The sequence below is a fragment of the Microcoleus sp. SVA1B4 genome, assembly GCF_036700545.1.
In the GTDB taxonomy this organism is placed as follows: domain Bacteria; phylum Cyanobacteriota; class Cyanobacteriia; order Cyanobacteriales; family Microcoleaceae; genus Microcoleus.
This window is the reverse complement of record NZ_JAUBPB010000041.1, coordinates 25698-40451: the sequence shown is the minus strand read 5'-3', so window position 1 is coordinate 40451 and position 14754 is coordinate 25698. Positions and strand designations below refer to the sequence as shown.

Annotated in this window: 11 protein-coding genes; 3 read left to right on the top strand and 8 right to left on the bottom strand. The window is 45.5% G+C overall.

Translation table 11 applies throughout. The features are described 5' to 3' along the window. Positions 1 to 200 precede the first annotated feature (200 nt). Entirely contained in the window at positions 201 to 3536 is a 3336-nt protein-coding gene (locus QT987_RS18705) for a non-ribosomal peptide synthetase (RefSeq protein WP_445299717.1), read from the bottom strand. Between the two features lie 821 nt (positions 3537 to 4357). On the opposite strand from QT987_RS18705, the gene QT987_RS18700 reads away from it, so the two are divergent. Then, positions 4358 to 6133, top strand: a complete 1776-nt coding sequence (locus QT987_RS18700; protein ID WP_333242736.1) for a DMT family transporter — start codon at positions 4358 to 4360, stop codon at positions 6131 to 6133. 76 nt (positions 6134 to 6209) lie between these two features. Here QT987_RS18700 and QT987_RS18695 read toward each other — a convergent pair whose 3' ends face one another. The 3 genes from QT987_RS18695 to QT987_RS18685 all read right to left on the bottom strand — a co-directional run bounded on the left by QT987_RS18695 (position 6210) and on the right by QT987_RS18685 (position 10381). Next, a complete protein-coding gene (locus QT987_RS18695) occupies positions 6210 to 8204 on the bottom strand; it encodes a bifunctional serine/threonine-protein kinase/formylglycine-generating enzyme family protein (RefSeq protein ID WP_333242734.1) in 1995 nt (664 codons plus the stop codon). A 1304-nt stretch (positions 8205 to 9508) separates the two neighbouring features. After that, positions 9509 to 9943, bottom strand: coding sequence for an MAPEG family protein (locus QT987_RS18690; protein ID WP_333242731.1), 435 nt, complete (start codon positions 9941 to 9943; stop codon positions 9509 to 9511). A 9-nt stretch (positions 9944 to 9952) separates the two neighbouring features. Continuing rightward, positions 9953 to 10381, bottom strand: coding sequence for a DUF6220 domain-containing protein (locus QT987_RS18685; RefSeq protein WP_333242728.1), 429 nt, complete (start codon positions 10379 to 10381; stop codon positions 9953 to 9955). A 305-nt stretch (positions 10382 to 10686) separates the two neighbouring features. On the opposite strand from QT987_RS18685, the gene QT987_RS18680 reads away from it, so the two are divergent. Further along, complete coding sequence (locus QT987_RS18680) at positions 10687 to 11430, top strand: LuxR C-terminal-related transcriptional regulator (RefSeq protein ID WP_333242725.1); 744 nt, start codon at positions 10687 to 10689, stop codon at positions 11428 to 11430. Between the two features lie 142 nt (positions 11431 to 11572). Here QT987_RS18680 and QT987_RS18675 read toward each other — a convergent pair whose 3' ends face one another. The 3 genes from QT987_RS18675 to QT987_RS18665 are packed head-to-tail and all read right to left on the bottom strand — an operon-like array spanning position 11573 to position 13744. Continuing rightward, on the bottom strand, positions 11573 to 12463 hold the full coding sequence (locus tag QT987_RS18675) for a sulfite exporter TauE/SafE family protein (RefSeq protein WP_333242721.1): 891 nt from the start codon (positions 12461 to 12463) through the stop codon (positions 11573 to 11575). Next, on the bottom strand, positions 12460 to 13011 hold the full coding sequence (locus QT987_RS18670; protein ID WP_333054390.1) for a rhodanese-like domain-containing protein: 552 nt from the start codon (positions 13009 to 13011) through the stop codon (positions 12460 to 12462). The genes QT987_RS18675 and QT987_RS18670 overlap by 4 nt, the downstream gene beginning before the upstream one ends. Positions 13012 to 13042: 31 nt before the next feature. Beyond that, on the bottom strand, positions 13043 to 13744 hold the full coding sequence (locus tag QT987_RS18665; protein ID WP_333054391.1) for an MBL fold metallo-hydrolase: 702 nt from the start codon (positions 13742 to 13744) through the stop codon (positions 13043 to 13045). 97 nt (positions 13745 to 13841) lie between these two features. Here QT987_RS18665 and QT987_RS18660 point away from each other — a divergent pair, with 97 nt between their 5' ends. Then, entirely contained in the window at positions 13842 to 14186 is a 345-nt protein-coding gene (locus QT987_RS18660) for a metalloregulator ArsR/SmtB family transcription factor (RefSeq protein WP_333054392.1), read from the top strand. Positions 14187 to 14321: 135 nt separating this feature from the next. Here the strand turns inward: QT987_RS18660 and QT987_RS18655 are convergent, their stop codons facing one another. Beyond that, positions 14322 to 14711, bottom strand: a complete 390-nt coding sequence (locus QT987_RS18655; protein ID WP_333242718.1) for a hypothetical protein — start codon at positions 14709 to 14711, stop codon at positions 14322 to 14324. Positions 14712 to 14754: the final 43 nt, after the last annotated feature.

Sequence of the window (14754 nt, the reverse complement as noted above, 5' to 3'; positions counted from 1 at the left end):
ACAAGACATTAAGTTTTTTGTGGGGAGTAGGGGTTGGGCGTCCCGCCCGCCCTTGAAAAACTATTACACAGCACCGAATTCTCAAGAACAGGCAAGATGCCTGTTCCACAAGACATTAAGTTTTTTGTGGGGAGTAGGGGTTGGGCGTCCCGCCCGCCCTTGAAAAACTATTACACAGCACCGATTTATTTGCGCCAACCTCAAAATTCCACATCTTCGCGCTCATTTTCGTCTGTTCTGGGAGTATCCAAACCTTTCGCAGCCCAGCGCATTGTTTCAATGTATTTTGCCAGACTCGCCACAGTCGGAGCCTCAAACAAATTGCTGACCGATAACTCGACTTGCAAAGCGTCTCGGATGCGAGAAATCAACTGAGTTGCTAGCAGGGAATGCCCCCCTAGTTCAAAGAAATTATCGTAGATACTAACCTGCTGTTTTCCCAAAACTTTAGCCCAAATTTTCCCGATCGCACTTTCGAGATCAGTCCGAGGCGCTACATAATTTTCTGTTATATCCTCGCTGTCTGTATCTATCTCAGGCAATGCGCGGCGGTCTACTTTGCCATTAGGCGTCAGTGGCATATTCTCCAACACTGCATAAGTTGCAGGAACCATATATCCTGGTAACTTTTCTTTCAAAAATTGGCGCAAGTCACTTGAGTTGAGATTGGGAATTTCTGATTTTTCCTTAATGCCGTCAGGAATAACATAAGCTACCAAATGTTTATCGTCGGGGATGTCTTCCCTCACAATTACTACTGCTTCGCCCACTTGTGGATGCTGGCACAAAGCCGCTTCAATTTCTCCCAATTCGATGCGGTAGCCGCGAATTTTTACTTGGTCGTCAATGCGGCCTAAAAACTCGATGTTGCCGTCAGCTAAGTAGCGACCTAAATCACCTGTTTTATAAAGGCTACAACCTGATTTATTGCTAAAAGGATTAGGAATGAATGCAGCAGCAGTTAAATCCGGCTGGTTGAGGTAGCCTTTCGCCAGTCCGTCACCGCCGACGTACAATTGACCAATAACACCGATCGCCACCGGCTGCAAATCCGCATCTAGGAGATAAATCTGCGTGTTGGCGATCGGGCGGCCGATGGGGATAGATGCTGCGGTTTCGGGTACGTCTTGCACGCAATAATAAGCGGAAAATGTGGTATTTTCTGTAGGCCCGTAAACGTGAATTAATTTAGTGGTTGAATTTTGTTTGAGAAGTTTTTTAACCCATCTCATATCCACCGCTTCTCCGCCAAACAGCAAGCAGCGCAGCGAATCAAAAGCTTGCGGTAAAACTCTAGCAATTTGTTGAAATAATGCCGTTGTTAAAAACAAAACGGTGATGCCTTGTTGGCGCAGTTCTAAGGCTAAATCGTGAGGCGAAAGGGTAATATTTGTGCTAATTCCCACGAGGTGAGCGCCGTTAAGCAAGGCTCCCCAAATCTCGAATGTGGCTGCATCGAATGAAGCGTTTGATGCTTGGGCAATTTTATCGGTAGGTTCTATTTTTATATAGTTGGTGTTGAGTACCAGCCGATTTACTGCTTTGTGGGTGACAGCAACTCCCTTGGGTTTTCCGGTTGAGCCAGATGTGTAAATAACGTAAGCTAGGTTGTCTGCTGTTACGGTGTTGGCGGGATTTTCGGCGCTTTCTTTGGCTATGTCTTCCCAGTCGCGATCGAAGTAAATCACCGAGTTTGAGAAGTCTCGGAAATTCTCAATCAATTTATCCTGAATTAGCAAGACTTTAACTTGAGCATCTTCCAGCATCAAGTTTAGCCGATCGCGCGGATAGCTCGGATCTAACGGTAGGTAAGCTCCTCCCGCTTTCAGTATAGCCAACATCCCGACAATTAGGTCGATCGATCGCTCTGCACAAAGCCCCACTAAAACCTCCGCCCCCACGCCCAGTTTTTGTAGGTAGCGCGCCAGTTGGTTGCTGCGACTGTTGAGTTCTCTGTAAGTCAGGTGCTTGCTATCGAAAGTTAGGGCTACATCCTCCAGATGCTGCTGAACCCGCTCTTCAAATAACTGATGAATGCACTTATTTTGAGGATAATCTGTCCGAGTATCTTTCCATTCTCTGAATAATTGATTCACTTCATCCTCGCTCAATAAAGGTAAGTTAGCGATTCTTTGTTCTGGATTAGCAACAATGCTTTCCAGCAGCGTTTTAAAATGCCTCAGCATTCGGGCGATCGTAACTTCATCAAATAAATCTGTATTGTACACAGCTACGCCTCTCAGGCCTTCCGAATCTTCCCACTGTTCGCCGTATCTGTTCCTAAACTTATCGGAAGCTTCCCACAAATGCAGCTCTAAATCAAAGCGGGTTGTTAGAGTCTCCAAATGAAAAGAACTCAACTTTAATTCGGGCAATTCTAGCTCGTCCACAGGCCCATTTTGCAGGCCGAATACCACCTGAAATAGCGGGTGGCGATTCAACGATCGCTCTGGATGCAATTCCTCGACTAGCTTCTCAAAAGGCACATCTTGGTGAGCATAAGCTCCCAGGGTTACTTCCCGCACCCGGCCCAAAAAATCTCGAAATGTCGGGTTTCCTGAGCAGTCTGTTCGCAGCACTAAAGTATTGACAAAAAAACCGATTAATGCTTCTATTTCGCTGCGGTTGCGATTGGCGATCGGCGAACCTACTACAATATCTTCTTGTTGCGAGTAGCGGTAAAGCAAAGTTTGAAATGCTGCGAGCACTGTCATAAATAAAGTCGCTCCTTCTCGCTGCGATAGCTCTACAAGTGCGTCCTTCAGCTTTTTAGGCAGTTCTAAATATTGAGTTTTCCCCCGATAATTTTGCCTAGCTGGTGCAGGGCGATCGGTAGGCAAATTTAACACAGAAATTCCGTGCAATTGCTGCCGCCAATAAGCTAGCTGAGTTTCTAATACTTCACCTTGCAGCCATTCGCGCTGCCACTCTGCAAAGTCGGCATATTGAAGGGATAATTCTGGTAGAGGAGATGGCTGTTGATTTATAAAGGCTGTATAGATAGCTTCTATTTCTCGAATTAGCACGCCGATCGACCAATCATCAGAGGCTATGTGGTGCATATTTACCAATAGAATATGCTCGGTTTCTGTCACCCGCAGGATGGTTACTCGCATCAGCGGCCCGGTGGATAAATTGAAAGGGCGAAGAGATTCTGCTGCGGAGAGTTTCTTTGCTTCTGTTTGTCGTTGTGCTGGCGGCAAATCTTGCAAGTCTAATATTTTTAAATTAGTCTTGAAAGCCGCAGAGATTATCTGCACTGGTTGGCCTGATACCGCTGCAAAAGTGGTTCGCAAAGTTTCGTGTCGCTGCACTATTTCGTTGAAGGTTTCCTCTAAGGCTGTTAAGTTGAGGGAACCAGTTAAGCGCAGTGCTGTTACTACATTATAGAAAGGGTTTTCCGGTGCGAATTGGTCGAGAAACCACAAGCGCTGCTGGGCAAATGATGCCGGAAAGACAAACACTTCGGCTTCTGAGGAAATATTCAGTTTTTCTATATCCTTTGTCAAGGAATTGTCAAAAATTTCGGAGGCCATATCTGTTGCTCTTGGGGGATGGGATGTGTTAATTTTTTGATGGCGCGGGGGGGATTTTTGACCGACAGCATCCAGGATACAAGCTCGCGGATTCATTCCTTCGCAGACTCAGGACGGAGAAATAAAAAACCTGTATCCGAGAAACTGGCCCCCCGAATTTATCCGTGGGGTCAATGCTTCAATCTAAAATCTAAAATCTAAAATCTAAAATCGATTGAGGGTGCGATCGCCTCTTAAAACTTTCGCAAGCAAAAGATCGGAACCTTTAATATAATAAATCCGGGTGCAGGAGTGCGGGAGAGACGCGGGGAATAGAAACGGGGTTTCTGCCTGCAGGATAAAGTTATCCATTGAGGGGCTAGGAGTGCCACCCCCCAATCAAATTTAGTCACAGAACGGGATCTTAGGTTTGTGAGTCGGGTGCAATCGGGTGAGTTATATGCGAGAATTACCGGGAGCAATTCGTGGAGAGGTCAAGCTGTATAGCAATCCTCAATGATTTGTGTAATTCTTGTAGGGGCAAACCCCCCGTGGTTGCCCCGCCTTGGCTGGGGTAGGCACTCTTAGCACTACCCCTACATATTTTTACAACTGATTTAGGATTGCTATAGTATGATTTCTAATTGCACAAAGTGTTCTTGGGGCGATTCCCTTCGGGATAGCTTTGCTTCACGCAATTTTCTCACATTTGTAGCTTAGCGACTACTATTGATTCAACAGTGTTCGCAATCTTTTAGAGCCACTCACTAGAACTTGCGACCAGATTTGCCAAAATACTTAAGAACACTGAACGTGCAGTTTAAATTAGAGGTTATAGGCTAATGGCGCAGCGGAACGTATACTCGTCAAAGGACGAGCCAGAGGATACACAATCAGCAGAAGAAGTCCTCCACTCAGTAATGCAAGAACTGGACGCTTTGCATCAAAATGTCAAAGGTCAGTTAAATCAAGACATTACTCGGCTGCAAACTGAAAAAAATCACCTGATTGAAGATATTGAAGACCTCAGAGAGCAATATCGCAAATTGCAGTCTCAGCAAATGGAATCTCTGTCTGGGCGATACATTCAGCAGCAGCAATTGTGGCTGAAGCAGTTGGCTCAAGTTTTGGCTCACAATTTGCAGGATTTGTTGGTGCAGCGGTTCAACGAACTCAGCGCTAATTCGGGAAATTCTCTCAGCAGCCCTATTCCCAGTGGCGAGTTCCCGATACCCTTGCCACCCAGCAACTACGACGAACGGGCCTCGCAGTTGCTGGCGGCGCTGGATGAAAGGATCGATCGCAGTTTCCAGATGCTGGAACAAGATTTAACCAGTTACGAAAGCGAGCTTTCTGTGCGGCTCAACAACATGAAAACCCTGGAACTGCAAGGGGAAGAGCTGTTACAAAATCTCGTAAACCGCATCAGGGAAGAACTCGAAGAAGAAGAAGCATATCTTGAGAATCCTTTCGATGCTCAAGATTCCTATGTCGAGGAATCAACTAATTCTCTTAATTCTGTCCGCCCGCAATTTCTGCAGCCAACACCTGCGGAAACGCCGCGAGAACCGGTGCCCCAGCCTTCTTCAGCGCCTGCTGCAACTGTTAAAGCATCTTCTCAAGTACAGACAGGTTTGGTGCTGGCTTTGTCTTCGGCGGTGGTATTGTCGCTGTTTAATGTTTGTTTGAGAATTCTGATTAAAAGCAAAAACCCTCGGATGGTTTTTGGGTTGTTTGAATTTCCGGGGGTGGTGACTCCTGGTTTTGGAAATTCTTTGTTGATTTTGTTGATGCGACTGATCGTGGTGATGGCTTTGATGCCGATATTGGCGACATTTCTGTATCCTTCTGTGTGGAAAGATATTAGGCGGTTGTTTGAGTCGGGCGATCGAGCTTTGTGGAGTAAGGTTTTAGGAAGCGCATTTTTTCTGTTTTTGTCTCAGGTTTTGATTTATTTGGCGATCGGCAATATTCCAGCCGGGATTGCGATTACGATTTTCTTTATTTACCCGATCGTCACCGTACTAGGTTCTTGGATCTTGTTTGGTTCTCGCCCTAGCAAAGTCGGCTTTTTGGCCATATTCGGGATTACCGCAGGTCTGATTTTAGCTGGGTGGCCGAGTTTTGCGGCCCCAGCTCCGGGCGGCGGCAATGTGGGAGTGGGAGTCGCAGCAGCACTGGCTTCTGGGATTACCTTTGCAGGTTACGTATTGCTGACGCAAATGGCCGCGGGCAAGCTGCACCCAATTCCTTTTAGTTTAGTCAATTTCGCCGCGATTTTTGTATTTTCCTCCCTGAGTTTGTGGGTGCCACTGTCGGAAAATTTTTCTCCTAAAATCGACCCAAATGTTTGGCCTGGTTTGATTTTGGGAGGCGTTGTTTTAGGGGTGCTGACGCTGTTTAGCTATCTTTTGAATAATTTTGCCATCCGGTTCGCGGGGGCGGCATTAGCGTCAGTAATTGGCACTTTGGGGCCGGCAATGACTGCACTCTTCGGTTTTCTAATTATCAATGAGAAGTTGCAGCCTGTGGCAATTCTCGGCATGGCTGTGGTGACGTTGAGCGTGGCTGCTATGAGTGTGGAACGCATAATGGCTCCTCAGAAGAAGGCTAGTTAAGGCAAGAATTTGGGCGATCGTCCATTCAGAAACCCGGTTTCTTCAAGAAACCGGGTTTCTCTGTGCGGAGACAAGATTAAACAACAGAAACAACCACTCGAAAACCCACAATACTAGCCTTACAATCCGGCTGATATCTGAGGCGACACGCGCTGCGACAATTCGGAGGATGATCGTTCCAAGAACCGCCCCGCAACAACCTCAGCGAAGACTCCCCGTCGGACTCCCAAACGCTACCATCCGCAGGCGCACCGTTATAATTATTGTGCCAAGAATCCGCGCACCATTCCCAAACATTTCCGTGGAAATCGTACAATCCAAAAGCATTAGGTTTAAAACTGCCAACATCTGTCGTTTGAAAGCGATAAACTCCCTTCGGCGCGTCAGCGTAATTAGAATTTCCGTTGTAATTTGCTAACTCGCTGGTAATCGTTTCCCCAAAATGAAACGGCCCCGTAGTTTGCCCCCGGCAAGCATATTCCCATTGGGCTTCGCTAGGCAAGCGATAATTCTTACCAGTTTTGCGAGAAAGTCGATCGCAAAACTCCACAGCCTCGTACCAAGATACATTTTCTACAGGTCGATTTGCACCTTTAAAACGGGCAGCATCGGGATTGAGAAACATTTTAATTTCCGGCAGCGCCGCCACTGCTGTCCACTGGGCCTGAGTGACTGGAAATTTGCTAATATAGAAAGAGCCTAAAGTTACTGGGTGCTGAGGTTTTTCGTCGCTGTCACCCCGATCTTTTGGAGAACCCATGAGGAAAGTACCGCCAGGAACAGATACCATTTCCAGCATTGTACTGCTACCAAGATGTTCTTCAAAAAAACGCGCTTGGCCGCTGTTAACATTAGTTGGCTTCCCGCGCTTGTCTACTGTCACCACCTGAAATTCAAAAGTGCTTTTGACAGCGGAAATTCTCTGTGCTGCCTTGTTCGGAGGCGGATTGGTGTTAGATTTTTCCCTCGGATTGACAGAGATATTGCTATTAATTTGCCCGCTTTGATTGAGCGGGGTATTGATGGCAAGTTGTCCTCCCTTTGTCCGAAAAGAATTTAGAGCAAGTTGTCCTCCATTGGCACAATGGGGTTGGGGAGGTAAAGAATAGAGATTTAAAGCTTTGATTACTTCATCAGCAGATTGATATCTATTTTTGAGATAATCTTGAATTAATTTATCTAAAACATTTGCCAACTCGCTGCTGATTTTTGTGCCGGCTGGCAACCGTTCTCTCCACATCCAGCCGCCGTTTATCGGGTCATAAAGGTCATCGGAACCGTCAATTTTTGGCAAACATTGAGTTAGTAGTCTCAGACAAGTTATTCCCAAACTGTACAAATCGCTGCCGGGAAAAACTTGACCGCGCATTTGTTCTACAGGCGAATATCCGGGCGTTCCTACCGTCGTGCCTACTTTGCTCATCAGCGAGCCCGTCACTTGTTTAGAAATGCCGAAATCTATCAAAACTAACTCTCCCCGGCCTCCCCTTCGGAAAGCTGAATTCCGAAATTTTCCCGCCTTTGGTAGGGATGAGCTAACAGAGGTGCGGCGCCGCATGATATTCTCAAGTTTGATGTCTCGGTGAATGACATTGCGATCGTGCACAAATTTCAAAATCGGCAGTACATCTGCCAACAACTGCCAAATTTTTTCTTCGCTAAAAACGCCCTGCTGAGTTAATTCTGCTAGTAAAGTTTGCCCCTCAATCAACTCTTGTACTAAATAAAGTCGCTTGTCTTGTTCAAAATAAGCAATTAATCGAGGAATTTGGGGATGTTCGCCGAGTTCGTAAAGTCGTTTCGCTTCTTCTTTAAACAATTGTGCGGCTTTTTCAAGTGCTGAGGTTCCTTGAAATTGGGGTACAAACTGCTTAATTACGCAGGGATCGTCCATGCGATCCGTATCTACCGCTTCGTAAGTTCTGCCAAATCCCCCTTCGCCCAACAGTCGAATCACGCGGTAGCGGTTTCTGAAGAGAGGCGTGAGGTCGGACTTGCCGCAACTTTGACAAAATTTAGAGTTGTCTGGATTGAAAGGATTAGAACATCTGGGATTAGAACAGTAGAACATATCTGGGAAGAAATGATCCGGTTAAGATGATGATATATCTTTTTGGCTTCCTCCAGGAAGACTAACAATTCATAATTAATTATTGACAATTGACGGTAGGGAGGGCATTACCCCCTGCTTGTGTAGCCCCAAGGGAGAAAGTAGAAGGCAGAATTTAAAACGCCAATTAATCCAAATAAAGTGATTTGAGGGCAAAAAATGCCAGCCTTATCGACCGATTTTACCAACCCGCTTACCGCCGATATTCGTCTGGGGATCTTGGTAATTGCTTTACAGAATCCAGTATAGTACAACTTGGCGATCGCCCAAACCAAAAAGCGATCGCACTCAAAGAACTATCCGACTATAAACTAAGAAAGCGATTTCAATAAGCAATTCCATCGCTTCATCGGGGTGTAAGAGTTCTACAAGCTCGATCGTCTTTAAAGGCGATCGGGGAAATTTTAACCTAAAATGTCATATTTATGCTGCTTTCACCAATATTGTAATCGCGCTAAATAACTTTATTTTTGAATAGTTTGACTAATAAAATAACTAATAAAAACAGACCACAGCATGATACTGACACTATTGTTTCGGTGATATTTGGTGAGATAAATATGATAAATCCCTGATCTTTAATCAAGGCAGAGAAGCTTGAGACACAAAATGGCATGAGATATAACCTGAATGCCTGCCAATGATCTCTTTTGCCTTTACTAGAAGAAACACTTAGCATCAGACCCGTACCGATTACAGCACTTATACCAATTGAATTGAGCCATATCTTGACCGAAGGATCGAAATGAAAACAAACTACTATAATATACCAAATGAGATAGCACCAGAGAATAGCTTTATCTAATTTGATTTCGTAAAGATATTGAATCAACCCTTTCATGGCTCTAAAAATGCTTGGCTTTTTTCAATTGTATTGATTAATACAACCCGGTGGATTGAATAATTAGGGATGGATAGCAAAAGAGCCTTCTAACGAGACAAAGCGGTTATTTTTAGCGACCAACCATGTCGCTCAAACATTTTGCCGAGTCCTTTGCCAGCAACATATTTCGCCTTAATCTTCATGATTAATCTATAATAGCTATCTGAACAGGATTTTAGCGCATCGCTTCAAAACTTGCTCCGGCGCGATCGCTCTACTGGTAATTTTAAAGTATGGGGTATTGCGATCGCGACCTAACGACTCGGTTCAGTGGCAGACAGCCCCGCAAGACCCCAAACATACACGCAGAAACAGGGTAGGCTTTCCGCTGCACGCTCATTGTTCGGCAACTTTTGATAACTTCTACCTGATTTGAACGAGGTTAATTGATTGTGCCAAAGTGGATAAGTGCTGCGCGGATCGCGATGAACCACACCGCGAGCGTGGCAAATAGGTAGAGGTAGAACCGAAGTATGATGAGATTGAATGTGCAATGGACAGCACTATGCAATGTGCGAAACACAACGAATACCCACGCGGCGTTCACATACACTGTATCCACCTGCTTTGTGATGAACAGATATAGGACAAGCGCATAGAAAAGTACCGGAACCTCGAACAGGTTTTTTAGATTATCCGATGGATTGGATACGCTGGGTGGCGAAATTTGTGCCAGTGTACCCGGTACAGCAAGCTCTTTTGGGCTGAGCTTTATATTGGTGATAAAACTGATACGGCGGATGTACATATACACCCAGACTAGGAATGTTAGAAACACTGTTGCAAAGAAGGGACTGAAAATTGTATCTTGCGTCATTTATACCTCTCAAATTTGATTATTGTGATAGTTGCTGAACGATAAAGTAGACGATATACGATGTACAAGGCTTGAAGAAACATAGAGTAACGTAAATCCAATTAGAGGATGCAGTATCTCTAGGTGAAGAGGACTTTTGAGATGAATGCTGGAAAATTGTAGTCCAAGCAGGATTGGCAAACTGGCGGCGAGATGTCGTATTCTGCGTGAGAATGGGGCGATTAACGACCATCCCAGTAATACTAATGACAGCCCACTGTACTCTCGCACGAACCAAACATGAATATTCCACCATGCAGGATTATGGAAGTAGGCAACTCCAACCGTTAATAACTGAGCAATCAAGCAGACATTAAAGATGATTGAAGTCACATAAAAGCTGATGAGTATCCCACGTGTGGGAGTGCGATCGGACTCGGTTTCCAAACTTGTTATCATGTCAAGTTGTTTTTGAGATTATAAGGGTAATATAAACTGAGTATTGCCATGCTTCCAGACCTCGATCGGGTACTCTTTTTGACACTCAAGCAATTTGGTTACAAGCCCCCAGATTCATCCGTGGAGAAATCAAAAACCTGTATCCGATAAAGGATCCCCCGAATTGATCCGTGGGGTCAATTCTAAAATCTAAAATCGATTGACACTCAAGCAATTTGGTTACAAGCCCCCAGATTCCTCCGTGGGGTCAATTCTAAAATCTAAAATCTAAAATCTAAAATCTAAAATCGGTTGACACCATGAGCATGACAAGTCCCTTGCAGCTTTTATTTGAAGCGATCGACCAGGTGAAGGATGAACAAGAGCTGCGATCGCAAATCGTGCCCAAAATCGGTGAGTATTTTGCAGCTAAAAGATCGGGAATCTTTTTCTTCGATGGACTTCCTTTAGCCGATAGCAATTTTCAGAAAACATTGAAAGTTGCGCTATCGATCGAACATAATCCTGTTGTGCGTTATTTAGCGGAACGTCACGCTCCTGTCCATGAAGCATTGGTGGCATCACCCAAGGTTTGGACAATAATTTGTCCCCGACCCGATCATTGGCACGTGATGGCGGGGCCGATTGTCAGTCGCGGTCAATTAATGGGTGTAGTGGGTTGTACGCGCGATCGCTCAATGCCCGCTTTCGATACAGAAAATCTAGCGGATTTGAGTGCGATCTGTTTGCATTTGTCTGTTTGGGCTGCAACAGTACGCGCGGCGAAGCTATCCCGTAGGGAATCGCAGCACCAACCTTTCAAGACCTCACGCCTAACGCCTCGTGAATTGCAAATTGCCGAATTGGTTGCTTTGGGGCGAACCAACGCAGGAATCGGGAGGGAACTTTGGATTACTGAGAATTCAGTAAAGCAAGCTTTGAAGCGAATGTTCCGTAAGCTTGAGGTTTCGTCTCGTGCAGAAATGGTTGCACAGCTTTCGGCGACAAAATATAATTTGCCAACCGTAAAAATGTCTCCATCCAACTTGATGCAGAACACTCACCAATAAACTTAAGGCTAGAAACCCTAAGAGCGATCCTCTTCTGCAAGCTTCGCTAACGCATTGAATTGAAGGGCGATCGATCTAGTGGTAATTTTGAAGTATTGAATAGGGCGATCGCGATCTAAGGGCTAAGATGAGTGGTGGCAGATTACCTCGGCGGCATCACAGCCGACATCTCCCGTCCGTTTGAAGAGAGTGCGTTGTGAGGTGGCTCGTCAGCAGATGACTTTTTGATTCCCTGTAAGCTATCACGATTTTGGACTAATACGAATGTGGCGACTACTAGCAGAAAGTAACCGAAGCCTTTTTGAAGTTGTTGCGCTGGAATAAACTGTGCAAGATAAGCCCCAATCACCGTTCCGCATCCAGCTAAAAAGGTGAATGAAACCGTGAGATTCCAGTCTAAGGAAATATGCCCTAAATAACCTAGCAAACCCGCGACCGAATTACACGCAATAATTAGCAGAGAAGTCCCTATCGCCTGTCGCATGGGTACGTTTCCCAATAAAACCAAGGCAGGGACGATCGCAAACCCGCCACCCACACCGACTAATCCTGTCAAAATCCCTACTGCAATCCCTTCAGTCATCAGCCATAGCCAGCAGTATTTGCAAACAGGTTTGACGTACTCGATAGCCTCTAGCTCATCCTTACTAGATACTACCGTCTTTGACAAGGTGGTGCGATAAATCATCAAGCCTGCGGCAATCAGCATCGACAATCCAAATAGGGTCATCTGGAATGCGCTGGTAATGAACGGCAGCGTCGCAATTCTTGCACCGAGGTAAGCCCCCAACATGGTTGCAGTTCCAAAAATTACTGCGGTTTTGAGATTAAGATTACCGCGCCGCCCATGGGGAATGCTGCCCAATAAGCTAACAGTCCCGACAATAATCAAAGTCATGGCGATCGCAGGTTTAGGCGCAACACCCATCACATAAACCAGCACAGGCAGTGCTAGCACAGAACCACCACCGCCCAATAAGCCTAAACTCACACCAATACCAACTGCCAGGAAATGTCCAATTATCCAGATCATCGTTTATTTCCGGCTTGTTGGTTGTAAGGTAACTTTGCCAGTAGCATTCCCATCGCACAGGTGTTAGTGATTCCAGCAAACACTAAGCCAGCACCCACAAATCCACTCAGAAGTAAAAAATTAGGTGAGACAAATACCCCTAAAACTGTTCCCACAAAAACCAATGAGCCTGCAACAATCTGCACTTGCCGAAACAAGCTAATCGGCGCATTTTGACTTTTTTCAATCGGATAGCCTGCATTTTTCCAAGTAGGAATTCCACCACGCAGATGAATCACAGAATTGAATCCTGCGTCTAAACATTGTCTGGCGGCTTTGGCAGAGCGATTTCCAGATTGACAGTAGAGAACGAGTTTTTGTCCCTCAGACGGTCGTACTTGAATTGGATCGAATTGTGACAGTGGATGCAATTTTGCGCCGGGAATACGTTCAGTTGCATATTCGGCAGATTCCCGAACATCCACTAAAGTTACGGCGTTTTCCTCAAGCAATTGTTTCAAGGTTTGAGCATCAATTTCTTGAAGTTGAGAATCGTTAGTCAGTGTCATAGTTGTACTCCAAATAAAATAGATCAAAGGTCTAGGCAGAAATTGAGGTGAGGTTGCCACACCGTTCATTAGCTGGCACGGCTTCCATCATTTTTTGAGGGTTGGGCAGATTCAGTGCATTCATAAATTGAATAAACTCATCCCGACTGCGCCCTGTAAACCTAGGGTTCCAGCGTTTTTCTTCCTCAATGGAAGAAACAGTTTGCCCGCGATAGTCGTGTCCTGGATAGATCGAGGTAGAATCAGGCAAGGTAAATAATCTTTGAGTAACTGAATCAAACAAGGTTCCGGCGTCCCCGCTTTGAAAATCCGTGCGTCCACAGCCACGGATCAATAACGCATCCCCGGTCAGCAAGTGACTTCCATTGACGAGGTATGCCATGTGGCTATCTGTGTGTCCTGGCGTGGCGATCGCCTGCACTTCCACAGTTCCAAGCTGTAGCGTTTCCCCTGGATGGATAAAACGGTCTGCACAGTTAACCTGTGCTTGGGCTGGAACCACACTCACACAGCCTGTTGCTTCCCGCAGTTGAGACGCGCTGGTAATGTGATCGGCATGAACATGAGTTTCCAAGCAATAACGCAATGTCAAACCCAGTTCTTTCAGCAATTTGATATCTCGCTCCACCTGTTCCAACACTGAATCGACCAATAGGGCTTCTGCGGAAGCGCGATCGGCAATCAGATAAGTATAGGTACTGCTTTCCCGGTCAAAAAGTTGACGAAACAGCATAGGCATCAGCCTCTCATTACATTTTTGGTGACAATATTACTATATAGTAGTATTGTCTAAAAAACAAGTCTCGCTCAAAATCTATTCACTCCTGCTTATGTCTCAAATCCCAGTTTCCGCTCTCGCTCAGGTGGCTGACTACTTCAAAGTTTTATCAGAGCTTAGCCGCCTGCAATTGCTGTGCGCGCTTAAGAGTGGTGCTAAAAATGTCACTGAAATCATTGAAGAAACAGGGCTGGGGCAAGCCAATGTTTCCAAGCACCTCAAGATTTTGACCCAGGCAGGCATCGTTCAACGGCAGCAGCAGGGAGTCAGTGTTTACTATCAAATCACTGACCCAATGATTTTTGATTTATGCGAACTTGTGTGTCAGAAGCTCGAAACTCGATTGCAAGAACAGTCACAACAGTTAAAAAACCTCGACAGATTGCGTCAACTCTAACCGCCCCTGATTGCAGCGTCTAGACACGCTTAATTGTTTCTATCCCAGGAGCGATCGCTCTACTGGTAATTTTGAAGTATTCGGTATTGCGATCGAGTGTTGGAAACTACAATTCATCAAATGAATGATTAAATATTACTTTGTAGTTTGGGGCAACAATTGATTTAGTGCACCACACAAGTATCCCTTCACAGTGTCCCTACTTGCACCTACGCCACTCGGAATGGTAAAGATCATCTCGACAGTTAATAGATTTCCGTCCGCTGAGGCAAATACATCGATCGGCAAAGCACGCTGAAATGCTGTTGCGGGATTTTCAGCTTTCATTACACCTGCGCTCACATCGGTGCTGATAGTTTTGATGCTCTCGCGGGCCAAAATGGGTCGTAATTGGGAAAATGCTCTTTCTATCGATAACCCTTCCACCTGAACGCGCGCAGAAAAGGCAGCACCATTGAAAAAGTCCCCCTTTTTTTGAAAGCTTTCCTCGCAGGTTGTGGCAACAGCGGGGGTGGCTAAACACATGAGAGCTAGAGTCAAGAAGAGCGATCGCATATTAATTGAGTTA

Coding starts and splice junctions, on each gene's coding strand:
- QT987_RS18705 (WP_445299717.1), bottom strand. CDS start 3,536: ATGGCCTCCGAAATTTTTGACAATTCCTTGACAAAGGATATAGAAAAA.
- QT987_RS18700 (WP_333242736.1), top strand. CDS start 4,358: ATGGCGCAGCGGAACGTATACTCGTCAAAGGACGAGCCAGAGGATACA.
- QT987_RS18695 (WP_333242734.1), bottom strand. CDS start 8,204: ATGTTCTACTGTTCTAATCCCAGATGTTCTAATCCTTTCAATCCAGAC.
- QT987_RS18690 (WP_333242731.1), bottom strand. CDS start 9,943: ATGACGCAAGATACAATTTTCAGTCCCTTCTTTGCAACAGTGTTTCTA.
- QT987_RS18685 (WP_333242728.1), bottom strand. CDS start 10,381: ATGATAACAAGTTTGGAAACCGAGTCCGATCGCACTCCCACACGTGGG.
- QT987_RS18680 (WP_333242725.1), top strand. CDS start 10,687: ATGACAAGTCCCTTGCAGCTTTTATTTGAAGCGATCGACCAGGTGAAG.
- QT987_RS18675 (WP_333242721.1), bottom strand. CDS start 12,463: ATGATCTGGATAATTGGACATTTCCTGGCAGTTGGTATTGGTGTGAGT.
- QT987_RS18670 (WP_333054390.1), bottom strand. CDS start 13,011: ATGACACTGACTAACGATTCTCAACTTCAAGAAATTGATGCTCAAACC.
- QT987_RS18665 (WP_333054391.1), bottom strand. CDS start 13,744: ATGCTGTTTCGTCAACTTTTTGACCGGGAAAGCAGTACCTATACTTAT.
- QT987_RS18660 (WP_333054392.1), top strand. CDS start 13,842: ATGTCTCAAATCCCAGTTTCCGCTCTCGCTCAGGTGGCTGACTACTTC.
- QT987_RS18655 (WP_333242718.1), bottom strand. CDS start 14,711: ATGTGTTTAGCCACCCCCGCTGTTGCCACAACCTGCGAGGAAAGCTTT.